Origin of the sequence: Microbacterium sp. (assembly GCF_036566905.1) — a bacterium.
Classification (GTDB): Bacteria; Actinomycetota; Actinomycetes; order Actinomycetales; family Microbacteriaceae; genus Microbacterium.
This window is the reverse complement of the sequence record NZ_DATCVK010000138.1, coordinates 1-21,645: the sequence shown is the minus strand read 5'-3', so window position 1 is coordinate 21,645 and position 21,645 is coordinate 1. Positions and strand designations below refer to the sequence as shown.

Genomic DNA, 21,645 nt, shown 5'->3' with positions numbered 1-21,645 from the left:
CACGACGGTGCCGCCGCCCGCGGCGGCCGGCCGCCGAGCCCGCGCCAGACTCCGTCGATCGGGCAGGCCTGTGACGAGCACGCCACCGACGAGCAGCACACCGCCGCCGACCTCGGCCGGCGTCGGGATCTGCCCGAGCAGGAGTGCAGCCGACACCATCGCGACGACCGGCGCCAGCAGCACCCACGGCACGACTGCCGCGGAACGGTTGCGCGCCAGCAGGCTGTTCCAGATCGAGTACCCGACGATCGTGCACAGCACCGCGGTGTAGAGCGTCGACAGAAGCGACTGCCAGCCGAACGAGGCCACCCCGGCCGCGATCGCCTCCGGCCCCTCGACCAGGAACGACAGCGCGAGCGCGGGGACCGGCACGACGAGCGCCGACCACACGGTGAGCGACAGCGAGCCGAGCCGTCCCGGTCCGCTGACCACTCCCGCCCGGCGTGAGATGACGTTGCCGATCGCCCATGAGAACGCCGCGGCCAGCGCCAGCCCCACCGCGAGGGCCGGCGCATCGCCGCCACGACCGGCCGCCACGATCGCCAGTCCGATGACACCGACGCCGACACCGACGCTCTGCGGGATCGTCGGGCGCTCGCGGAGGGACACGGCGGCGATGAGGATCGTGAACACCGCCTGCGCCTGCAGCACGAGCGCCGCGAGGCCCGGCTGAAGCCCCAGCGCCATCGAGGTGTACAGCAGCCCGAACTGCCCGAGACTCATGAAGAGGCCGACGCCGATCACCGTCCGCCAGGAGGCTCGGGGGCGTGGGACCACGACGACGGCGAGCGCGACCACCAGGAAGCGGATCGCGACGAACAGCAGAGGCGGGACGCCCGCCATGCCCCAGTCGATCACGACGAAGTTGAAACCCCAGAAGGCTGCCACCGCGGCCGCCAGCACCATGTCGCGTCTCTTCACGCCTTCCACCTCAGCGGGTCCCAGGATGAAGGACAAGCGATGCTTTTGCCATGGAACTGTGTAGCGTTGCTTCATGATCGATCTGGAAGCGGTGCTGTCTCTTCGCGCGGTCGCCACGCAGGGCAGCGTGGTCGCAGCGGCGACGAGCCTCGGCTACACGCCGTCCGCCGTGTCGCAGCAGGTCAAGCGACTCGAGCGGGAGACCGGCATCACCCTCCTCGAGCGCGCCGGCCGCGGCGTGATCCTCACCGAAGCGGGCACACGGCTGGTCGTGGCGTCCACGCCGATCCTCGCCGACCTCGAGCGCCTGCGCGCCGATCTCCAGCTCACCGCCGGGACCGACGACCGGGTCGTGGGCGAGATCCGGCTCGCCGCCTTCTCGACCGTCGTGCGGGGCCTCGTCATCCCGGTGCTGAGCGAACTGGCCGTGCGCCACCCCGACCTCTCGCTGCCCCTGCGCGAGAGCGAGCCATGGGAGACGATCGCGATCGTCGCATCGGGCCAGCGCGACCTCGGCATCGTCCATCGCTGGGGCGGGGTCGCCCTGGCGATGCCCGACCACCTCGTCTCGACGCCCCTGTTCACCGATGTCGCCGACGTCATCCTGCATCGCGACCACCCGCTCGCCGACCGTGAGTCCCTCCACCCGGAAGAGCTCGCGGGCGAGAACTGGGTCGCGACGTTCGAGGCGACGATCTGCCGCCAGTGGCTTCGGCGGCTGTTCGACGGCGTCCCCAACGCACCACGGATCGTGCACGAGTCGATGGAGTTCCAGAATCACCTGGAGCTCGCCCGCGCGGGCCGCGCGGTCGCGCTGGTGCCTCGCCTCGGCCGCGGTGACCTGGGCGCGGATCTCGTCGCGATCCCGACCGTCGCGCCGGCCTCGACCCGCGATGTGCTCGCGGTGCACCGCCGTTCACAGGAGGACTCGCCCGCGCTGCGCACCGCGCTCGACGCGTTCGTCGAGCACGCGCGCACGATGTGACCCGGGTCGCGGAGCGGCTGCCGCGCCTCATCGCCGGGGTGGAACGCGCGGCCTCAGTCCGATTCGGGAAGGGTGCGCATCCCACGCAGTGGCGGCGAAAGGACGGCGATGAGCGCGGCGACAGCGAAGACGACCATCACGGCGACGAGCGTCCACTGATCCCCGACGAGACCGACCGCCGCACCGCCGGCGAGGGCGCCGAGCGCCGCCGCTGTCCGGTTGGCCGAGCGGATGTTCGCGTTCACGCGTCCAAGCAGGGCATCGGGCGTCACCGCCTGCCGGAGGCCCATCTCGTTCGCGTTCTCGACGCCTGCCGCGAGACCGTGGATCGCGAGCGCTATATAGAGGAGTACCGGCCCCGCCGACAGCCATGCCGCCCCCGCGACCAGTAGCCAGGCGATCGGATAGGCCGCGCGGGCGACGATGATCGCCGGGCCGGTGCCGAGCCACGACCCGAACCTCGCCGCGAAGGTCGCGCCGAGCAGAGCCGCCGACCCCGAGACGGCCAGCAGCAGTCCGAACGTGAACGCGGTGAAGCCGAGCGACCGCAGCGCCAGCAGCGAGAGCACGGTGAACGCGATGCCGTTCGCGAAGAACCAGACGTGCGTCGACACCGCCAGCGGGCCGAGCGTCCGGTGCGCGTACGCCCAGCGCAGCCCGTCGCGGATCTCGCGGAGCAGATTGCGGTCGGGGCGGCGCTCCCGGGGCTCGTCGACGCGGATGCTCGCGTTCAGCACCGCATCGACGAGGTAGCTGACCGCGTCGACCACGAGCGCGATCGGCGCGCCGAGCAGGCCGACGAGCCCGCCGCCCAGTGCCGGACCCACCGTCTGGGCTGCGGCATCCGTCTGATCCAGGCGCGCGTTCGCGACGACCAGCCGCGACCGCGGCACGAGCCGGGGGAGGAACGACTGCGTCGCCGCGAAACCGAACACCGAGAACGAGCCGAAGAGCAGCAGGAGCACCACGAGCATCCAGATCTCGAGCGCGCCGGTCAGCCAGAGCACGGGGATCGCACCGAGCGACACCGCCCGGCCGATGCTGGACCAGACGAGGATCGGCTTGCGGCGCCAGCGGTCCGTGTACGCGCCGGCGAACAGCCCGAGAACCGCGTACGGCACGAACTGTGCCGCATTGACGATGCCGACCTCCGCCGGCGTCGCCGCAAGCAGCTGCACCACGAGCACCGGCATCGCGACGGCCGAGACGGCGGTCCCGAACGAGCTGATGGAGGCCGCCGCCCAATATCGGGCGAACGACGACCGGGGGACGGGGGCGGCTCCGCCCCGATTCTCGGCAGCCACGCTCACGATGCCGGGCCGCGTGCCGTCATCCCATCCACGACGTGCGACCGAAGCGCTCCCAGCGCTCGACGACGCGCGGGCTCGCGGCACCCGCGCCCGGCTCGTAGACCGCGCGCCCCTCGATGAACACGCGCTGCACGCGCGAGTCGACGGCGAGCGGGTCGTCCGACCACACGACCACGTCGCCGTCGCGGCCGGGCTCGAGAGCGCCGACGCGTTCGTTCAGGCGGAGGATGTCGGCCGGGTTGGTCGTCAGCGCCTCCAGTGCCGTCTCGGCGGGAAGGCCCTCGCGCACCGCCAGGATCGCCTGCAGCCGGATCTGGTCGATCGGCACCACAGGGTGGTCGGTCGTGATGGCGACCTTCACGCCCGCCTCGGCGATGAGGGCGAGATTGCCGATGGCACGGTCGCGCAGCTCGACCTTGGAGCGCGAGGTCAGCAGCGGCCCGAAGATCACCGGGATCTGCTTCTCGGCGAGCACGTCCGCGATCTTGTGCGCCTCGGTGCCGTGGTTGACGATCAGGCGGTAGCCGAACTCCTCCGACAGCCGGATCGCCGTCGCGATGTCGTCGTGACGATGGCAGTGCTGATCCCAGAGGAGATCGCCCGCGAGCACCGCCGCGAGCGTCTCCTTGCCGAGGTCCCGCTCGAACGGCTCGTCCTTGTCGGCGGCCGAGGTGCGCTTGTCGGCGTAATTCTGGGCGGCGACGAAGGCGTCGCGGAGGACGGAGGCCACCCCCAGACGCGTCGACGGCGTCTGCTTCCGGTCGCCGTACACGCGCTTCGGGTTCTCACCGAGCGCCGACTTCACCGACACCTCGTCGGCGAGGACCTGCTCGTCGACGGTACGGCCGCCCCAGGTCTTGATCGCGACCGTGCGGCCGCCGATGGGGTTACCCGACCCGGGCTTGATGACGGCCGTCGTCACGCCGCCGCGCAGCGCGTCGCGGAAGCCGACCTCCTCGATGTCGATGCCGTCGAGAGCGCGGAACCGCGACCCGTTCGGGTCGGTCATCTCGTTCGTGTCGTTGCCCGACCATCCCTCGCCGTCCTCGTGGACGCCCAGGTGGCCGTGGGACTCGACGAATCCGGGGACGACCCAGCTGCCCGCGGCGTCGATCACTTCGGCGCCGTCGGGCACCGACGTGTCGGCCCCGCCGACGGCGGTGATGACACCGTCGGTGATGACGACGGTGCCGTTCGGGATGGGGTCGGAGCTGACAGGGACGACGTAGCCGCCGGTCACGGCGAGGATGCGAGCCATGCCCTCCAACCTACGCCGGGCCGTCGGACCACGATCGCCGCGGTAGGGCTCAGGACCGGTCGCCGGCGCCCTGGCGCGGGGCGCTGCTGCGTCCGGCGGCGGAACCGCTCAATTCGGCGTCGAGCGACTCCTGCGCGTACCGCATGTTCTCGGCGTACTCGGGCTGCTGCAAGCGCTGCCACATGACGTCGTCGGGCACTGTTTCCACCTGCTGGGTCACCCACCAGATGTTGCCGAGCGGGTCTCTGACGCGCCCGCCGCGCTGTCCGAAGGCGTTGTCGCCGAGTTCCGTCACGACGGCCGCGCCTCGCTCGATGGCGCGGCCGAAGGCTGCGTCCGCATCCGGAACCCATACGCGGAGCAGGCTCGGCATCGCGGCCCACTCCTGCCGACGGTCGAAGGCGAGCACCACGGTGTCGCCGACGCGGATCTCCGCGTGCCCGATGAGCCCGTCCTCGGTCTCGACGCGCGCGAGCTCTTCACCGTCGAACGCATAGGCGATGAAGTCGAGGAGGGCGCCCGTGTCGTCGGTGACGACCCACGGGGCGACCGAGGTGTAGCCGGTGGGAGTGGCGGGGTCGGAGATGGTCATGATGGCTCCTTTCGTCGATGTCCGACGGTAGGCGCCCACCAGGACCGATGCTGTCCGCAATGCCTCGCGGGCGGCACGATCAGGTCCCGGGCGGGCCTTCCAGCACCCTGGGCACGTACTCGAGCAGCTGACTGCGCTGGTCGAACGTGCGGGCCTCGACCAGGTCGAGGCGGACGTCGGGGTAGCCGTCGAAGATCCGCTCCTGCCCGGTCGCGCCGGTGATCACCGGGAACACGACCACGCGGTAGCGGTCGACCAGTCCGGCTCGGAGGAGCGATCGGCAGAGCGAGACGCTGCCCAGGGTACGCAGCGGCCTGTCGGACTCCTCCTTCAGCCGCCGCACGACGTCGATCGCATCCTCCCGCACCAGCACCGAGTTCTCCCAGCCGAGGGGATCCTCGAGTGTCGACGAGAAGACATACTTCGTCACCCCGTTGAGTACGTCGGTGCCCTCCTCGCCGCCGGCGGTCAGCTCCGACATCACGCGGTACGTCGTCGCTCCCATCAGGATCGGATGGTCCTGCTCCGGCAGCTGCTCCAGCCAGCCGAGATACTCGGGGCCTTCGAGCCCCCACCATCCCGGCCACCCTTCCGCGGCGCCGTAGCCGTCGAGCGACATGATGAAGTCGACCGTCAAGGTCTGCATCTGAGCCTCCTGCGCGTTCCGCTTCCCGCGTGGTCGCCCGGGACTACTTCTCGGGTGGATACCTCGGGCACGAGGGTAATCGCGGGCGGGACGTGACGGAACCCCAGTGGCGGGAAGGCTGCACCGGGTTCGCGAAGCGACGTTGTGCCGAGGTGGGCCTCGCAGTCCGGCCGAGGGGGCCTCGGTGGCCTGCGGGCTACGCGAACATCTGGCGCAGCACGTCGAGGTCGCCGACGTCGAGCGCCTGCGCGATCACCTCGGCCTCAGCCGGGTTGGGGAACAGTCCGGCCAGCTCGCTCGCGAAGATCGCGCGCATCCGGTCGAGGTCGCCCGCGTGGGCAGCGGTGCTCATCGCCTCGACGGCGAGCTGGTACGGGATCTGCTGGTAGCCGGCGGGCGCGGTCACCGGGTTGTAGTACGGCACCCACGGGATCGAACTGTCCGGGTGGAGCAGCAGCACCTCGCCGGGCTGGATGGTCCGAGTGTGGTTGAGCATCGCGATGGTCAGCGCGTTGGCGATGCAGAACCGGTCCCCGATCGCGTACAGCGCGTCGCCGGGCGCGACCGTGTAGGTCACGATCCGGCCCTCGTCGTCCAGGCCCGCGCTGCCTGCGGCGAGGTCGCGTGCGCCCCGGTCGACCAGGTCCCCGCTCAGGCTCGCGCTCGTCCCGCCGACGTGGAGCCAGGCCGGGTCCTCGCAGCCGGCCGGACTGCCCTTCGGGATCGCGGTGCCGTTCCCGACGTAGACGTAGCCGTCGCCCAGTTCATCGATCATCTCCTCGCCGATCGCGTCATCCTCCGCGGAGGCCGGCTCGACGGACGGCTCCTCGGCCGGCTTCTCGGTGGGCTGGAAGAGCGCCCAAGACGACAGCGCCCCGTGCACCGAGGCGACGGCGGGTACTGCGAGGGCCACCAAGCCGCCGACCACGAGCACGGCGACGCCTGTGGTGATCTTGGCGCCGCGGTTCATGGGAACGAACCTATTGGAACAAGGTGTCCCGAGGCTATGGTCGCGGCGCGGATCCGACGGGCCTGCGGACGACGGTGTAGCGGTCGTGCTCCTCAGCGGGCGCGAAGCCGCGCGCATCGAACATCGAACGGGGGCCGCAGAAGGCCCCCGAGTCGTCGTCGGTCTCCACTCGGCGCGGGTAGCCCTCGACGTATCGTGCACCGCGGGCCCCGCCGTCGGCGACGACGCGATCCAGGAGCGCCGATGACACGCCGTGGCGCCGGTAGGGCGGCGCGATGATGAAGCAGGAGACGCCCACGACGGTGTCGGGGGCCGGCCCCTCGCGGTCGACGTCGTCGTATTTCGCGTACGTCGATCGGCGCGACGCGTTGACCCAACCCGCCGGGGTCCCGTCGACGTACGCGAGGTAGCCGAGCGTCGCTCCCGACCGCAGCCGCTCGACCATCTCGGCCCGCACATCACGCCACGGCCGCTCGGGAACATCGCCCGTGTGGGGATGCAGGCAGTAGCAGGATCCCCAGTCGGGATTGTCGGGAAACGCGTCGCGGTCGAAGAACCGCAGCCAGTCGTCGATGCGCTCCTCCGTGACGGGATGCACCTCTATGGAGCCGATCGAGGGAAGTCGCTCGACAGGGCCGTCCTCGCGCGCCGACGCCTCCGCGAAGTTGCGCGCCCACAGCCGCACCTCTTCATCGGGGTAGGGAACCTCGTGCGTCCCGCGCACGTGTGCGACGAACTGTTCGACGAGCGACTCGCGGTCGGTGCCGTCGAATCGCGCGTCCTTCTCGAAGCACTCGATCCACATCTCAACTCCTTCGTCGGGGTGGGCGCAGCCGCCGCCCATCGTCGCCGGGCGCCATCACGTCGAAAGCACGATAGCGACATGGCGGGTCGAAATCGAAGACCTGGGAACCCTTCGGACTCATGGGAACGCCGGCGTTGGCTGTCGGTGACAGTGTGAGGGTCTCGTAGGTCTCCTCAGCCCAGGGGTCTACGCAGTGGTGCCGTCGAGTCGCACCCCGGTGTGAGCTGTCAGAGCTTCGAGGAGGGCGTCCTGCCGAGCGGGGTCGGTGACGGCGGGGTCGGGCCTCTGCTGACGCTGGTGATGCCAGTACGCGGAGGTGTGGGTCGCAGGATCTTCGCCCGCTGCCAGCCAAGCCTGCGTGCGGTGCCCCAGTTCGAGGTCATCGGGGGCTCCAGGCCCGCCCATCCGGGTCGGCACCCATCCCGGGTCTACGGCATTGCTGTACACGTCGCGCCTCACCCGGCCGACCGCCGCGGCCAGCATCGTCACGAGCAGTTTGCTGTCCGAATACGACGCGGTCGCGTGGGTGCCCGACCAGTCCACGCCCGTGACGTCGCTGCGACCGCCGCGGTGCATGCTGCTGCTGAGATAGACCAGCCGAGCGGCCGGCAACAGCACCGTCAGCAGATAGGGCGCCACCACGTTCACGGGGACGAGTTCTCGCCCGCTGATGACGCCGGCGTTGTGGATGACGGCATCCGGCTTCCCGAACGTCGAGACCTGTTCGACGATGCCGCGGGTCTCATTCATATCGGACAGGTCGCCTGTGACGAGTTGCGCACCCCGCTCGATGAGGGACCGGAGGTCCCTCGCTCGATCGACAGTTCGCGCGTGGACGATCACCTCATGCCCCTCGGCGGTGAGCCGCCGGGCGGCGCCGAGTCCCAGCCCGCCTGCCGAACCGGTGACAAGGATACGAGCCATCGCTTCCTCCTTCTTGTACGTGGGTGGTTGTTCATTCGGGAGCGGTCCTGGGTATCGCAACCGTCCCCACTGTTCTCGGTCGCCCAGTCGAGGAGCTCTTCGGCGTCGCAATGACTATCAGGCTGATGGCGTTCCCCGTTGCCGGAATAGCGAGTCCTGCAAGGAATGAACATGTCGGCACGAGTGCATCAGACGTGTGCGACGAGCCGCTCAGCGCAGAAGCGGGGTCAGCAGTTCGGTGATCGCCAGCTCGGTCTGGGCCGAGGACAAGTCGCCGTCGAATCGCAGGATGCGCCAGGTGGTCGCATCGCAGATGGCCACGATCTGGGCGAGCCTCCTCTGTCGAGACGCGTCGTCGGGCTGGGGCGAGAGGTGCTCCGAAAAGGCGCGGCGGCACCAATCGAGGTGGTACGCCCTCCCTCGCGCCACGATTTCCGGCAGCCCTGGCACGAGTGAGGCCTCGGAGTAGGTCTTCAGGATGAGAAGCCCGTATTCGTCATAGTGCTCCACCAGCGCTCGAATCGTCTCGGCCGAACTTGATCGCAACGCTGCCTCGCGTTTCGCCGCGATGCGTCCCAGTTCGCGTTCGACTGTTGTGGTCATCAGCACCGGTTTGCTGCCGAAACGGCGGATCACCGTCTGCGACGTCACGCCCGCATCCGCGGCGACGTCTTCGAGCCTGATCCGCTCGTACGGAGTGGTGCGCAGGCGGTCCAGCATGCAGTCGATGATCCGCTGACCTGTCAACTCTGCGGCGTCTGCTCGGGCCGACATCCGATACTTGCGCTCTTTCATGTTAGTCATGATAACGTGAAATTATGAAGACCTTCTCAGAACGCGCCCAGCGGGTCGACACCCGCCTCGGTTCTCTCGCCGTGCGTCGCGTCGGCGCGGGCGACATGACCGTGCTGTGGTCGTCGATGTTCGTCGACAGCCACACCTGGGACAGCGTGCTGCCGCTGTTGCTGGCCGGCGCACCCGGGCGGGAGCTCGTCCTCATCGACCCGCCCGGGCTGGGACGCAGCGATCCGCTTTCGCGGCGCACCAGCATCGCCGAAGCAGCGGATGCCGCGCGAGACGCCCTGGATGGGCTCGGTGCCACCACCCCTGTCGACTGGGTGGGCAACGCGTTCGGCGGCCACGTCGGCTACCAGCTCGCGACCGACCCCTCCACCATCCGCAGTTTCGTTGCGATCAGCGCGCCCACCGAGCCGATACCTGCTCACCTCCGGCGTCAGATCGCCGTGCTGCATCCCATCCTGCGCCTCATGGGAGCGGTCGGCCCGGTGCGCACGGCAGTGATTTCGGCAATGGTGACGGATGCCTCGGCCGCGACTCCCGGCATCCGCGACGTGGTCGTCGACAGCCTCAACCGACCCACGCGCGCCAGCATGAGCCACGCGCTGCGCTCGTTCATCATCGATCGAACCGACGTGACCGATCGCCTCTCGGGCATCGGCGTACCCAGTCTGTTCATCGCATCCGATGACCGGGGAGACTGGAGCCCGGAGGATGCTCAACGCGCGGCGGCATCGTTGCCGCACGCCACATCGGTCACGATCGCTGGAGCGCGCACGCTCATTCCGCTCGAGCAGCCCAGCGCAGTCGCGCAGGCGATCCTCGCATTCTGGGCAGCCAACGAGAGTGAAGGACCCCGGCTCTCCGACATCCCGGCGTAAGACGGACGCGACCTGAGGTGGCCCAGCTCATGAGCCGGTCCACCACAGGGGCACTACGCCTACTACCCGAAGTCGCCCGGCGCCATGTCGGTGAAGCGGGAGAAGTGGCCCTGGAACGCGACGGTGATGGTGTCGGTCGGCCCGTTGCGGTGCTTGGCGACGATGAGGTCGGCCTCGCCGGCGCGCGGCGAGTCCTTCTCGTAGGCGGCTTCGCGGTGCAGGAGCACGACCATGTCGGCGTCCTGCTCGATCGAGCCCGACTCGCGCAGGTCGGACAGCGCGGGCTTCTTGTCGGCACGCTGCTCGGCACCACGGTTCAGCTGGGAGAGTGCGATGACGGGGACGGCGAGCTCCTTCGCGAGCAGCTTGAGCGCTCGTGAGAACTCCGACACCTCTTGTTGACGCGACTCGACGCGCTTGCCCGAGGTCATGAGCTGCAGGTAGTCGATGACGACGAGTTTGAGGCCCGCGCGCTGCTTGAGCCGGCGGCATTTCGCCCGGATCTCGACGAGCGTCATGTTGGGGCTGTCGTCGATGTAGAGCGGGGCGTCGTTGATGCGGCCGCGCGTCGCCGCGACGGTGGTCCAGTCACGCGAGTCGAGCGTGCCCTTGCGCATGGACTGCAGCGGGATCGCGCCCTCGGCGCTCAGCAGGCGCATCGCGATCTCGCTGCGCCCCATCTCGAGCGAGAAGAAGATCGTGGGCATGTCGTGCTTGACGGCCGCCGACCGCGCGAAGTCGAGCGCGAGCGTCGACTTACCCATCGCGGGTCGCGCCGCGATGATGATCATCTGGCCCGGGTGCAGGCCGTTCGTGAGGGCATCCAGTCCCGAGAAGCCGGTCGGGATGCCGGTCATCTGGCCGTCGCGACCTCGCGCGGCCTCGATCTCCTCCACCGCGGCATCCACCGCGATCGTGAGCGGCACGTAGTCCTCGGCCGCCTCGGCACCCGTCACCGAGTAGATCTCGGCCTGGGCGTTGTTGACGAGGTCGAGAGCCTCGCCCTGACCCGAGTACCCCATCTGCACGATGCGGGTGCCCGCGTCGACCAGGCGGCGCAGCAGGGCCCGCTCCGAGACGATCGACGCGTAGTAGCCGGCGTTGGCAGCCGTCGGCACGATCGACGTCAGCGTGTGCAGGTAGTCCGCACCCCCGGCGCGCTGTAGCTCGCCGGTCTTGATGAGCTCGTCGGTGACCGCCACGACGTCGGTCGGCTCGCCGTGCGAGTAGAGGGTGAGGATCGCCTCGAAGATGAGCTCGTGCTTGGGCACATAGAAGTCGGTGCCGCGGAGCGTCTCGATGACGTCGGCGACGGCATCCTTCGACAGCAGCATGCCACCGAGGGCGCTCTGCTCGGCGAGCAGGTCGTGTGGGGGAGTGCGCTCGAAGTCACGGGGACCCCCCATGCGCTCATCGGAGATGTCGGCGATCGACATAGGCTGCGAGTCCTCCTTATCGTTCGTTCACATCGTCCGAGTTGTCACGGCGCGGGCCGGTGCGGCTCGCCGGGCACGCCTCAGCGTGCACGAGCTGATTGCGGGATGCCGCAGCACCCCGCTCCCCGCCGAACCCCCGTGTGCCATCCCCCTGCCGCTGTCACGCCGTTGTGTCCAGCACGGAGGCGCGCGCCACGAGTGGGCCGCACCCCACGCTAAGGACGGCCTCCGACACGCGCAACACGACCTGTGGATAACTCTGTGGAGAGGCTGCGTGAAACGCCGACACGCCTGTGAACAACCACTGTGGAGAACTCGCTGCTTTTCGAGCACGGTCTTCGCAGAAACCGCTTCTGACCGGCCTTTGCGTATTGCACAGCCTGTGGAGGGGGATGTGATTGAAGTCGGGGTTGAAGGTTGGCCTGTGCATCGTGCCCTGTGCACAATTCCGGGGACCCCGACACGCCGTGCGCGCGCGGGGAGCACACCGTGCGCGCACCGGGGAGCACACCCTGCGCGCGCGAGGAGGCGCGTTCGGATTCGCGACGCGAGGGGTCTGGACACGGCGATCGTCCAGGCGATATCCTCGCAAGTCCAGGCACCCCTACGCACGATCCGTCCGGAACGTGCGGCTCTTTCGTCGTGGGAGGTGAACGTGGAGATCGTAACCTCGCAGCTGCCGAGGATCGTGCGGCTGGCCCTCATCGGGGTCGCAACCGCGTTCGCCTGGATCGTCATCTCGCTGGTCCTCGGCCTCGGCCTCGGACAGGCGCATGCCGACGAGACCGAAGACGGAGGACTGCTCGGGGGTGCTCTCGGTGCGGTGACCTCGGTGGTGGACACGACCGCGACGACCGTCACCACCACCGTCTCCACCGTGACCACGGGCGTCACCGGCGCCGTCAACACGGTGGTCGCCACCGCTCCGGCGCCGGTCCAGCAGCCGGTCAGCCAGGTCGTCCAGACGATCGGCACCGTCGTCACGAACGTCACTCAGCCGGTCTCCGACGTCGTCTCCGGCGGCGTCGTGAGCGGCATCACCCAGCCCGTCGTCGACCTCGTGACCGAGGTGCCGATCGTGGGCGGCATCGTCACCGGCATCGGCCTCGACGACGCGGTGAACGACATCGGCGGCACCGTCGACGAGACGCTGACCGGCGTCGTCGTCGCGGTCGACGAGACCGGCGCGACCGTCGGACTCCCGCCCGTGGGTGGCGCCGGCGAGGTGCCCGCCCTCCCCGGAATCCCCGCGATTCCGGGCGTTCCGTCGTTCTCGGGCGGGCTGACGGCGGACGACATGCTCGCCGCTTCCCCCGCCGAAACGGACGCCGGAGCCGTCTTCTCGACGACGGCCGGCTCGATCGGCCGGTGGGCTGCGGCCTCCCTGTCGCACGCCACCGCCGCCGTCTCGGTCGTCGTCTCGTCCGCCGCTCTCGCCGCGAGCGGACCCCTGAGCTCTGTAGGCGGACTCTGTCTGCCCACTTCTTCCGCGGGACCCGGTGGTGCGGGTCTCGGTGCCTGGGCGCTCGCCGCCCTCCTTCCTCTCGCCGCACACCGTGCCTGGGTGCGTCGAGCAGGGCCGGAGGACGAGCACGCGCTGCCGGCGCCCGTCGGCTCCACCGACGTCTCCCCCGACTGATCGGCTCCCCGCCGCCGTGCTCACCCGAGCGCGGGCGGCAGAGGAATCAGCGCGCCCTCACGCGCTGAGCAGCGCCTCTCCGTGCGCTGCGAACTGATCAATCCACAAAGGGGAACACCATGCGTACTTTCTACAAGCGCGCCCTCTTGGGCACGCTCCTCGCCGGCGGCATCACGCTGCTCGGCGCGACGGTCGCGAATGCGGCCGAGACGACGGGTGATGACGGGCTGCTCTCGGGCAGCCAGGCGGTCATCGACGTCAACCTTCCGATTAACATCAGCGGCACGTCGCTCTCGGTGCTGGGCGACTCGTCGAGCAGCGGCGCGACCACCGCGGCGCCGGCGCCCGCTCCGGCTCCCGCCGAGGCGACGACCAGCGGCTCCGACGGCATCGGCTCGGGCACGCAGGGCCTCGTGTCGGTGAACGTGCCGATCACGGTCTCGGGCAACGCGATCTCGGTGGTCGGCGACTCCTCGTCGACGGATGCCGCGACCACGGCGCCCGCGCCCGCCACCGCCCCGGCCGCACCGGCCGAGACCTCGGGTCAGGACGGCCTGCTCTCCGGAACCCAGGGGATCGTCTCGATCGCCGCTCCGGTGACCGTCTCGGGCAATGCGATCTCCGTCGTCGGCGACAGCACGAGCGAGGATGCCACCACGGCGTCAGCGAGTTCGGGCGCCGCCAGCGGAGCCGATGCCTGGACCGACGGCGAGGACTCGATCCTCGGCGGCAGCCAGGTGGTCGCTCCCGTGACCGCGCCGGTCACCGTCAGCGGCAACGCGATCTCCCTCGTCGGAGACAGCGATTCCACCGACGCCACCACGACCGCCGGCTCAGGCACGTCGTCGGCCGGTTCCATGGGCACCACGGGCGGCGAGGACTCCATCCTCGGCGGCACCCAGGTGCTCGCTCCCGTCACCGCGCCGATCACCGCGGTCGGCAACGCCATCTCACTGATCGGAGACAGCTCGAGCGAGGGCGCCACCACGGCCCCGTCGACCGGCTCGACCGGCAACGGCGCGACCGGCACCACCGACGGCACGGACGGCATCCTCGGCGGCACCCAGGTGCTCGCACCCGTCACGGCTCCGATCACCGCCCTCGGCAACGCCGTCTCGGTCATCGGGGACAGCGCGTCGACGGATGCCGCGACCACCGCACCGTCCACCGGCACCACCGGCGGCACCAGCGGCACCACCGACGGCACGGACGGCATCCTCGGCGGCACGCAGGTGCTCGCACCGATCGCCGTGCCGGTCACGGTCGTCGGCAACGCCATCTCGGGCATCGGCGACAGCACATCGACGGGTGCGGCTGCAGCGCCGGGCACCGGCAACGGCGGGACCACCGGCACCACCGGCGGCCTCGGCTCGGTCCTCGGCGGCACGCAGATCCTGGCGCCGATCTCGCTGCCCATCACCATCGGCGGCAACGCCGTCTCGGTGATCGGCGACAGCACCACGGTCGACGCCGTGGTGCCGACCGATCCGACGGACCCGTCGGACCCGACGGACCCGACCGATCCGACGGACCCGACCGACCCGACCGACCCGACCGACCCGACGAACCCCACCAACCCGGGGGACGACGGGACGCCCGGTGACGACGGCTCGGCCGCGGTCGCCGGTTCGGCCGCGGCGTCCGGCGAGGCCACCCAGCTCGCCACGACAGGAGGAGCGGGCGCGATGCCGTTCCTGCTGCTGGGGCTCTCGCTGCTCGCAGCGGGTGCCATCGCGCGCGTGTCGCGGCGGCGCTCCGCGTGAGTCGACGGGGCAAGTCGACGTTCCCCAGGCGCCCCTCGCCCCGACTCGCGTGAGAGCACGGCGGGAGGGCCGTCCCCAGCGGCCCTCCCGCCCTTGAACCGCCCCCGATCGCGATGACCGGACCGTGCCTGGACCGGCCTCGCGATCGGGGGTGCACCATCCGTCTCCGTCTTCGTCGTCCGACCATGCCTGGAGCGGGCGACGCAGCGGAGATGCCAGGAGCGGATGCCGCGAACCGGGGGGCTCGCGGCATCCGCTTTGTCATGCCCTCGCCGGGCAGATGGCCGACGTCGTCCTCATTGCGCGCCCCTCGCGCGCTCGCCAGAGTAGGGGGGTGCCCCTCCCCGACTCCTACCGCCTCACCCCCATTGGATCCGACCGGCTCGACGACGTCCTGCGCCTGGATGTCTGGGCGTTCCCGACCGAGCGCTCCATCGATACGCTGCGGGAGCTGCCGAGCCCGCTGAGCTGGCACCGCACGTACGGCGTCGCGCAGGTCGGCGACGACGAGCTGCTCGCCGGTTTCCACGGCGCGTACCCGCTGCGCGCCTACCCCGTACCCGGGGCGGAGGTGGCGTGCGGCTGGCTGACGTGGGTCGGCGTGCACCCCGGCCACCGTCGCCGCGGCATCCTGCGAGGGATGATCGAGCACCACTTCGCGGACTGCCTCGCGAACGGCGAGGCGATCTCGGGCCTGATGGCGGCCGAGACGCCCATCTACGGCCGCTTCGGCTACGGCATGGCGTCGACGCAGCTGAGCCTGACGATCCCGCGGGGCGCCGCCCTGCGTCCGGTGCCGGGCGCGGCCGAGCTCGACGTCGCACTGGAGGAGTGGGATGCCGAAGCCCACGGCGACCTCGTCGCCGCGCTGCATCGCGACTACGCGCGGCTGCCCGAAGGCCTGGGGCGGCCGGGCTGGGCGACCCGCGAGACGCCGGAGCAGCGCACGGCGCGCGAGGCCGACCCCGCTGCGCTCCGCGGCGGCAAGGAGGCGCTCCGGCTGCTGCTCGTGCGCGATGAGACCGACACGGTGCTCGCATACGCGACCTTCCGCCGCACGACGTCGTGGGAGCGTGCCGGGGCGGAGGGCACGGTGCACGTGCGCGAGGCCGTCGCTCTGACCGCTGCCGCCGCACGCCGCATGTGGTCGGTGCTGCTCGACCTCGACCTGACCTCTCGGGTGCAGATCTCGAACCTGCCCGTCGACGACCCGATCGTGTCGCTGCTCGTCGACATCCGCCCGGCGGTGCCCGACTACCAGGACAACTCGTGGCTGCGCATCCTCGACCTGCCGACCGCGCTGGCGCAGCGCCGGTACGCAGGCGAGGTCGACGTGGTGCTGGAGGTGACGGACGCGATACTGCCCGCCAACGGCGGCCGCTGGCGCGTGCGCGCCGACGCGTGGGAGCACGCGGAAGTCGCGCCGACCGCCGACGACCCCGACCTGGCGCTCGACATCCGCGAACTCGGCGCCGCGCACCTCGGCGCGATCTCGCTGTCCTCGCTCGCCCAAGCCGGGCTCGTCGAGGTGCGCTCTCCAGCCGGCCTGCGCGCGGCATCCACGGCGTGGTCATGGCCTGTCGCCGCCGGCGCGAACTGGATCTTCTGACCCGGTCCGCAGCGCCGGAGACGACGGATGCCGCGAACGCAGTGCTCCTGAAGAGCACCGGTTCGCGGCATCCGTTTCGCCGTATCCCGAAGGATTACTTGGCGGCGACCACCTGCAGGGTGATCACGGCGGTGAGGTCGTCACGGAGGCGGATCGTCGCCTCGTGCTCGCCCACCGACTTGATCGGGGAGGTGATGTGGATCTTGCGCTTGTCGAGGTCACCGAGACCGGCGGCCTTGACCGCGTCGGCGACGTCGACCGTCTTGACCGCGCCGAACAGACGACCCTCGGCGCCGGCCTTGACGGACAGGCGCACCTTGTTGGTCTCGAGCGCGTTCTTCAGCGCCACGGCCTCTTCGTGGTCGTGGATGACGCGAGCCTCGCGGGCGGCGCGGATCGACGCCACCTGCTTCTCGCCGCCACGGGTCCAGGCCACAGCGAAGCCCTGGGGGATGAGGTAGTTGCGGGCGAACCCGTTCTTGACCTCGACAACGTCTCCGGCGCTTCCGAGCCCGGCGACCTCATTCGTGAGAATCAGCTTTGCCATTGGGTGCTCCTTAGCGGCCAGCGCCGGCGTAGGGCAGGAGCGCCATTTCGCGCGCGTTCTTGATCGCCTTGGCGATCAGACGCTGCTCCTGCACCGAGACACCGGTGATACGACGGGCGCGGATCTTGCCACGCTCCGAGATGAACTTGCGAAGAGTCGCGACGTCCTTGTAGTCGATGAGACCGACACGGATCGCCTTCGCGGGGGCCGCGTTCTTCGCGCCCTTCCGCGGCTTCCGGCGGTCGCCGGTTGCCTTTCCAGCCATGGTGGTTCCTTTACGTTTTCTTGATCGGATGCCTCTTCACGAGGCATCCGGAATCTGCTTCTGAGATCAGAACGGGGTGTCGTCGCCGTAGGCGCCGGGGGCTGCCCAGGCGTCGCCGCCGCCGGCGTTCGACGAACCGGGCGTGGACCACGGCTCATCGGCGACCTGCGCCGGACGCGACTGACCGCCACCGCCGCCGAAGCTGCCGCCGGCACCGCCGGAGCCGCCCGCAGCGCGGGTGACCTGTGCGGTGGCGTAGCGCAGCGACGGGCCGATCTCGTCGACCTCGAGCTCGATCGCGGTGCGGTTGTTGCCCTCGCGGTCCTGGTAGCTGCGCTGCTTGAGGCGGCCGGTCGCGATGACCCGCATGCCCTTCGTCAGCGAGCCGGCCACGTGCTCGGCGAACTCGCGCCACACGCTCGCGCGGAGGAACAGCGCTTCGCCGTCCTTCCACTCGTTCGCCTGACGGTCGAAGTTGCGCGGCGTCGACGCGATCGTGAAGTTCGCGACGGGGAGGCCGTTCTGCGTGTAGCGCAGTTCGGGATCAGCCGTGAGGTTTCCCACGACGGTGATGATCGTCTCGCCGGCCATCAGCCTTATGCCTTCGCAGCCTTGGCGGTCTTGCGAGCGGCACGCTCGTCGGCGCGCTGCTTCTCCGACGCGATCATCGCGATGGCCTCTTCGGCACGCAGCACCTTGGTGCGCATGATCTGCTCGTTGAGGTTGAGCTGACGGTCGAGTTCCTGCGTGGTCGCGGCGGTCGCCGTGAAGTTGACGACGGCGTAGATGCCCTCGTTCTTCTTCTGGATCTCGTAGGCGAGACGGCGCTTGCCCCAGATGTCGATGTTCTCGATGGTGCCGCCGTCGGTCGTGATGACCTTCAGGAACTTGTCGAGGTTGGCGCCGACCTGGCGCTCATCGATCTCGGGGTTCAGGATGACCATGAGTTCGTACTGGTGCGTCACTAACCCACCTCCTTCGGACTAGAACGGCTGCCGGGCATTTCCCGACAGCAGGAGGGTGTGTGTGCACGTCATCCGACTTCCCGCGCATAGAACGCGTGCGGACAACCCTCCTATGGTACCGGATCGCCGACCAGACGCCGAACCCGCCCCGGTCGGGGGCGCCGGCCGTCAGTGGAAGGCGTCGAGACCGGTGAGGTGCTGACCCAGGATGAGGGTGTGCACCTCGTCGGTGCCCTCGTAGGTGCGGACCGACTCGAGGTTCGCCGCGTGCCGGATCGGGGAATGCTCGAGCAGCACCCCGTCGCCCCCCAGGATCGTCCGCGCCTCGCGCGCGATCGCGATCGCCTCGCGCACGTTGTTGAGCTTGCCGAGCGAGATCTGCGTCGGCGTGAGGGTGCCCGCATCCTTCGCGCGTCCGATCTGCAGGGCCAGCAGCGCACCCTTCTGCAGCTCGACCACCATGTCGACGAGCTTTCGCTGCGTCAGCTGGAACCCGGCGATGGGCCGACCGAACTGCTCGCGCCGCAAAGCATGGCGAAGCGCCGCCTCATAGCTGTCGCGCGCCGCGCCGAGCGCGCCCCACACGATCCCGTACCGCGCCTCGTTGAGCGCCGAGAACGGCCCACGGAGCCCGCGGGCCTCGGGAAGGCGAGCGGATGCCGGCAGCCTGACGTCGTCGAAGTGCAGCTCGGTCTGCACCGACGCCCGCATCGAGCCCTTCGGCTCGAGCACCGCGACCTCGAAGCCCGGTGTGCCGGTGGGGACGAGGAATCCGCGGACGCCCTCGTCGGTCTGCGCCCAGACGACCGCGAGGTGTGCGATCGACGCGAGCCCGATCCAGCGCTTGGCTCCCGACAGAACCCAGTCCGGGCCGTCTCGGCGCGCGAACGTCTTCATGCTCGACGGGTCGGAGCCGGCGGTCGGCTCGGTGAGTGCGAAGCTGCCGATCGCGTCGCCGGCCGCCATCCGCGGCAGCCATTCCTGCTTCTGCTCCTCACTGCCCCACCGGTGGATCGAGCCCATCGCCAGCGATCCCTGCACCGAGACGAATGTGCGGATGCCCGAGTCGCCCGCCTCGAGCTCGAGGGCGGCCAGGCCGTACTCGACGGCGGTGCGCCCGCGGCATCCGTAGCCGTCGAGGGTCATGCCGAGGACGCCGAGCCGTCCGAGAGCAGGCGCGAGCTCGACGGGGAAGTGGCCCCGGTCGAACCAGTCGGCGATGTGGGGGCGGATCTCGGCGTCGACGAAACCGCGCACACGGTCGCGCGCAGCTCGCTCGTCCGCAGTGAGGAGCGTGTCGATCCCGAGGATGTCGGATGCCGCGCGCAGCGCGTCGAGATCGTCGGGGTTCCTGCGGGCATCGGTCATGGCGCCTCCTCGCGTCGTGATTCGATCTTGCCCGAAGCCGTTTCGCGCGGGTCCTCGCTCGCGGGCCGGTGAGGCGATATGTTCGCGGAAGCCTTGGCGTCCGCTCCGCGGACGTCCGTGCCCAGACCGCCAAGCGAGTGTCGATCATCGCTGGCGGAACACGTTCCACGTCGATTGGACCACACCGGATGCCTCTCTCGACCACCCTCGTCTTCGCCGGCGATTCGATCACCGACTCCGGACGCGACCGAGATGACGCCGCCTCGCTGGGGGACGGCTACGTCGCGCTGATCGCACGAGCCGTCGGCGACGACGCGACCGTCGTCAACAAGGGCATCGGCGGCGACCGCGCCGTCGACCTCGCCGCCCGGTGGGACGACGTGCTCGCCGCGCGGGCCGACGTGCTCACGGTGTACATCGGCGTGAACGACATGTGGCGGCGCTTCGACAGCGACGACCCGACCCCGGCCGAGGATTTCGAGGCCACCGTCGCGGGACTGCTCGAGGCCGCCCGCGAAGCGGGCGTCGAGCGCTTCGTGCTCGTGGAGCCGTTCTTCGTGCCTGTGAGCGAGGGCCAGGCCGCCTGGCTCGAGGACCTCGACCCCAAGCGGGCAGCCGTCCGCCGCCTCGCCGAGCGATTCGACGCCACGCTCGTGCCGCTGCACGACAGCGTCGGCGCGGCGGCCGCCGCCCACGGCGCCGTGGCGATCGTGCCCGACGGCGTCCACCCGACGACCCAGGGCGCCGCCCTCATCGCCGACGCCTGGCTCGCCGCATACGCCGCGATCCCGGTCGGCGCCGCACGCACGGGCACATAGACCACGATGTCGATGCGCCGGCTGTCCCACGAGCACGCGGCCGGCACGCGGTTCCCCGACGACGCGACCGTGTAGCCGCCGTGCGCGCGGCATCGCCGAGTACCGTGGTCGCGTGAGCGTCCCCGCCGCCGAACCCGGCGTCAGACCGTCGTACCCCTTCGACGCGCGACCGCTGGTCGAGCCCGTCCCGCCCGGCGCCGCGCGCGCATTCGTGCAGGAGCTGCGACGCACCGGGCGCCTGCAGGGCTCGTCGTTCTCCGGTGTGCTCGCGGTCGTCGTGATCGCCGTCGTGGCCGTCATCTTCGGGTCGGTGGGGCTGACCATGCTCACCGCCATCTTCAGCGCCCTCGGCGCGGGCGCCGAAGGCGGGGGCGGGGTGGCGTTGATCTTCGCCGTCCTTCCGCTGCTGGTGGTCGGCGTCGTCGTGGCCCTGGTGATCACGTTCGCCGTCCGCGCCGCCCGCAGCGCCAGCGAACGCATGTACCGCCTCGACGGGTTCGCCCGCGCGAACGCGATGCAGTACGTGCCGCGCCTGGACGGCCCCGGTCTTCCGGGCATGATCTTCTCGATCGGGGACGCGCGCCAGTCCTCGGATCTCGTGCGCGGCGACCGGCCCCGTTTCGTGGAGTTCGCCAACTACCGCTACACGACGGGCTCCGGCAAGAACCGGCAGACGCACCAGTGGGGGTACGTGGCGGTCAAGCTCGACACCCCGCTGCCCCACATCGTGCTGGACGCGACGGGCAACAACTCGCTGTTCGGCTCGAACCTGCCCCTCACCTTCGACAGGGACCAGCGGCTGAGCCTCGAGGGCGACTTCGATCAGCACTTCGCCCTCTACTGCCCCGCCGGCTACGAGCGCGACGCGCTCTACCTCTTCACCCCCGACATCATGGCGCGCTTCATCGACAACGCGGCCGCCCTCGACGTCGAGATCGTCGACGACTGGCTCTTCCTCTACGCCAAGCGCGACTTCTCCACGATCGACCCGCAGACGTGGGCGTGGCTGTTCTCGGCGGTCGGCGCACTGCTCGACAAGTTCGCGCAGTGGGCGCGCTGGCGCGACGAGCGGCTGGCCGCGTCGGCCGGGGCGTCGATCCCGGATGCCGCATCCCCCGGCGACGCCCCGCTGGCGGCCGACCCCG

At 70.3% G+C, this 21,645-nt stretch carries 22 protein-coding genes; 7 read left to right on the top strand and 15 right to left on the bottom strand.

Annotated features, from left to right (window positions below):
- On the bottom strand, positions 1-921 hold a 921-nt coding region (locus tag VIP82_RS10840), incomplete at its 3' end, for an EamA family transporter (protein ID WP_331908418.1).
- A 73-nt stretch (positions 922-994) separates the two neighbouring features.
- Here VIP82_RS10840 and VIP82_RS10835 point away from each other — a divergent pair.
- Positions 995-1,906 (top strand): LysR family transcriptional regulator, encoded by a 912-nt coding sequence (locus VIP82_RS10835; RefSeq protein WP_331908416.1) that lies wholly within the window; start codon positions 995-997, stop codon positions 1,904-1,906.
- Positions 1,907-1,959: 53 nt separating this feature from the next.
- On the opposite strand, the gene VIP82_RS10830 is transcribed toward VIP82_RS10835, so the two are convergent.
- The 8 genes from VIP82_RS10830 to VIP82_RS10795 all read right to left on the bottom strand — a co-directional run bounded on the left by VIP82_RS10830 (position 1,960) and on the right by VIP82_RS10795 (position 9,206).
- On the bottom strand, positions 1,960-3,210 hold the full coding sequence (locus VIP82_RS10830; RefSeq protein WP_331908414.1) for an MFS transporter: 1,251 nt from the start codon (positions 3,208-3,210) through the stop codon (positions 1,960-1,962).
- A 25-nt stretch (positions 3,211-3,235) separates the two neighbouring features.
- Positions 3,236-4,474, bottom strand: coding sequence for an amidohydrolase (locus VIP82_RS10825; protein ID WP_331908412.1), 1,239 nt, complete (start codon positions 4,472-4,474; stop codon positions 3,236-3,238).
- A gap of 49 nt (positions 4,475-4,523) precedes the next feature.
- Entirely contained in the window at positions 4,524-5,066 is a 543-nt protein-coding gene (locus tag VIP82_RS10820; RefSeq protein ID WP_331908410.1) for a VOC family protein, read from the bottom strand.
- Positions 5,067-5,145: 79 nt separating this feature from the next.
- The gene (locus VIP82_RS10815) at positions 5,146-5,712 is read right to left on the bottom strand and encodes a dihydrofolate reductase family protein (protein ID WP_331908408.1); all 567 of its coding nucleotides are present in this window, start codon (positions 5,710-5,712) and stop codon (positions 5,146-5,148) included.
- Positions 5,713-5,908: 196 nt separating this feature from the next.
- Positions 5,909-6,682, bottom strand: a complete 774-nt coding sequence (locus VIP82_RS10810; protein ID WP_331908406.1) for a hypothetical protein — start codon at positions 6,680-6,682, stop codon at positions 5,909-5,911.
- A 34-nt stretch (positions 6,683-6,716) separates the two neighbouring features.
- The gene (locus VIP82_RS10805; protein WP_331908404.1) at positions 6,717-7,487 is read right to left on the bottom strand and encodes a GNAT family N-acetyltransferase; all 771 of its coding nucleotides are present in this window, start codon (positions 7,485-7,487) and stop codon (positions 6,717-6,719) included.
- 186 nt (positions 7,488-7,673) lie between these two features.
- Positions 7,674-8,411, bottom strand: a complete 738-nt coding sequence (locus tag VIP82_RS10800) for an SDR family NAD(P)-dependent oxidoreductase (protein ID WP_331908402.1) — start codon at positions 8,409-8,411, stop codon at positions 7,674-7,676.
- Positions 8,412-8,621: 210 nt separating this feature from the next.
- Positions 8,622-9,206, bottom strand: a complete 585-nt coding sequence (locus tag VIP82_RS10795; RefSeq protein ID WP_331908400.1) for a TetR/AcrR family transcriptional regulator — start codon at positions 9,204-9,206, stop codon at positions 8,622-8,624.
- Positions 9,207-9,229: 23 nt separating this feature from the next.
- Between VIP82_RS10795 and VIP82_RS10790 the strand changes: the two genes are divergently transcribed.
- A complete protein-coding gene (locus tag VIP82_RS10790; RefSeq protein WP_331908398.1) occupies positions 9,230-10,090 on the top strand; it encodes an alpha/beta fold hydrolase in 861 nt (286 codons plus the stop codon).
- A 62-nt stretch (positions 10,091-10,152) separates the two neighbouring features.
- Here the strand turns inward: VIP82_RS10790 and dnaB are convergent, their stop codons facing one another.
- Positions 10,153-11,526, bottom strand: coding sequence for a replicative DNA helicase (dnaB, locus tag VIP82_RS10785; RefSeq protein WP_331908396.1), 1,374 nt, complete (start codon positions 11,524-11,526; stop codon positions 10,153-10,155).
- Between the two features lie 655 nt (positions 11,527-12,181).
- Between dnaB and VIP82_RS10780 the strand changes: the two genes are divergently transcribed.
- From VIP82_RS10780 to VIP82_RS10770, 3 genes are all read left to right on the top strand, one after another.
- Positions 12,182-13,165, top strand: coding sequence for a hypothetical protein (locus VIP82_RS10780; protein WP_331908394.1), 984 nt, complete (start codon positions 12,182-12,184; stop codon positions 13,163-13,165).
- A gap of 119 nt (positions 13,166-13,284) precedes the next feature.
- The gene (locus tag VIP82_RS10775; RefSeq protein ID WP_331908392.1) at positions 13,285-14,928 is read left to right on the top strand and encodes a chaplin family protein; all 1,644 of its coding nucleotides are present in this window, start codon (positions 13,285-13,287) and stop codon (positions 14,926-14,928) included.
- 334 nt (positions 14,929-15,262) lie between these two features.
- Positions 15,263-16,537 (top strand): GNAT family N-acetyltransferase, encoded by a 1,275-nt coding sequence (locus VIP82_RS10770; RefSeq protein WP_331908390.1) that lies wholly within the window; start codon positions 15,263-15,265, stop codon positions 16,535-16,537.
- A gap of 94 nt (positions 16,538-16,631) precedes the next feature.
- On the opposite strand, the gene rplI is transcribed toward VIP82_RS10770, so the two are convergent.
- The 5 genes from rplI to VIP82_RS10745 form a co-directional block, all read right to left on the bottom strand.
- Positions 16,632-17,084 carry a 50S ribosomal protein L9 gene (rplI, locus tag VIP82_RS10765; protein WP_331908388.1) on the bottom strand — a complete coding sequence of 151 codons (453 nt, stop codon included), beginning with the start codon at positions 17,082-17,084 and terminating at the stop codon, positions 16,632-16,634.
- 10 nt (positions 17,085-17,094) lie between these two features.
- The gene (gene rpsR / locus VIP82_RS10760; RefSeq protein ID WP_045301896.1) at positions 17,095-17,349 is read right to left on the bottom strand and encodes a 30S ribosomal protein S18; all 255 of its coding nucleotides are present in this window, start codon (positions 17,347-17,349) and stop codon (positions 17,095-17,097) included.
- Between the two features lie 66 nt (positions 17,350-17,415).
- On the bottom strand, positions 17,416-17,940 hold the full coding sequence (locus VIP82_RS10755; protein ID WP_308866370.1) for a single-stranded DNA-binding protein: 525 nt from the start codon (positions 17,938-17,940) through the stop codon (positions 17,416-17,418).
- 5 nt (positions 17,941-17,945) lie between these two features.
- Positions 17,946-18,314 carry a 30S ribosomal protein S6 gene (gene rpsF, locus VIP82_RS10750; RefSeq protein WP_308866369.1) on the bottom strand — a complete coding sequence of 123 codons (369 nt, stop codon included), beginning with the start codon at positions 18,312-18,314 and terminating at the stop codon, positions 17,946-17,948.
- A 168-nt stretch (positions 18,315-18,482) separates the two neighbouring features.
- Positions 18,483-19,682, bottom strand: a complete 1,200-nt coding sequence (locus tag VIP82_RS10745) for an acyl-CoA dehydrogenase family protein (RefSeq protein WP_331908386.1) — start codon at positions 19,680-19,682, stop codon at positions 18,483-18,485.
- 188 nt (positions 19,683-19,870) lie between these two features.
- Here VIP82_RS10745 and VIP82_RS10740 point away from each other — a divergent pair, with 188 nt between their 5' ends.
- Both VIP82_RS10740 and VIP82_RS10735 read left to right on the top strand, forming a co-directional pair.
- The gene (locus VIP82_RS10740; protein WP_331908384.1) at positions 19,871-20,500 is read left to right on the top strand and encodes an SGNH/GDSL hydrolase family protein; all 630 of its coding nucleotides are present in this window, start codon (positions 19,871-19,873) and stop codon (positions 20,498-20,500) included.
- A gap of 112 nt (positions 20,501-20,612) precedes the next feature.
- Positions 20,613-21,645, top strand: a 1,033-nt coding sequence (locus tag VIP82_RS10735) for a hypothetical protein (protein WP_331908382.1), incomplete at its 3' end; no start/stop codon positions are given.

Coding starts and splice junctions, on each gene's coding strand:
- VIP82_RS10835 (WP_331908416.1), top strand. CDS start 995: ATGATCGATCTGGAAGCGGTGCTGTCTCTTCGCGCGGTCGCCACGCAG.
- VIP82_RS10825 (WP_331908412.1), bottom strand. CDS start 4,474: ATGGCTCGCATCCTCGCCGTGACCGGCGGCTACGTCGTCCCTGTCAGC.
- VIP82_RS10820 (WP_331908410.1), bottom strand. CDS start 5,066: ATGACCATCTCCGACCCCGCCACTCCCACCGGCTACACCTCGGTCGCC.
- VIP82_RS10815 (WP_331908408.1), bottom strand. CDS start 5,712: ATGCAGACCTTGACGGTCGACTTCATCATGTCGCTCGACGGCTACGGC.
- VIP82_RS10810 (WP_331908406.1), bottom strand. CDS start 6,682: ATGAACCGCGGCGCCAAGATCACCACAGGCGTCGCCGTGCTCGTGGTC.
- VIP82_RS10805 (WP_331908404.1), bottom strand. CDS start 7,487: ATGTGGATCGAGTGCTTCGAGAAGGACGCGCGATTCGACGGCACCGAC.
- VIP82_RS10800 (WP_331908402.1), bottom strand. CDS start 8,411: ATGGCTCGTATCCTTGTCACCGGTTCGGCAGGCGGGCTGGGACTCGGC.
- VIP82_RS10795 (WP_331908400.1), bottom strand. CDS start 9,206: ATGAAAGAGCGCAAGTATCGGATGTCGGCCCGAGCAGACGCCGCAGAG.
- VIP82_RS10790 (WP_331908398.1), top strand. CDS start 9,230: ATGAAGACCTTCTCAGAACGCGCCCAGCGGGTCGACACCCGCCTCGGT.
- dnaB (WP_331908396.1), bottom strand. CDS start 11,526: ATGTCGATCGCCGACATCTCCGATGAGCGCATGGGGGGTCCCCGTGAC.
- VIP82_RS10775 (WP_331908392.1), top strand. CDS start 13,285: ATGCGTACTTTCTACAAGCGCGCCCTCTTGGGCACGCTCCTCGCCGGC.
- rplI (WP_331908388.1), bottom strand. CDS start 17,084: ATGGCAAAGCTGATTCTCACGAATGAGGTCGCCGGGCTCGGAAGCGCC.
- rpsR (WP_045301896.1), bottom strand. CDS start 17,349: ATGGCTGGAAAGGCAACCGGCGACCGCCGGAAGCCGCGGAAGGGCGCG.
- VIP82_RS10755 (WP_308866370.1), bottom strand. CDS start 17,940: ATGGCCGGCGAGACGATCATCACCGTCGTGGGAAACCTCACGGCTGAT.
- VIP82_RS10745 (WP_331908386.1), bottom strand. CDS start 19,682: ATGACCGATGCCCGCAGGAACCCCGACGATCTCGACGCGCTGCGCGCG.
- VIP82_RS10740 (WP_331908384.1), top strand. CDS start 19,871: ATGCCTCTCTCGACCACCCTCGTCTTCGCCGGCGATTCGATCACCGAC.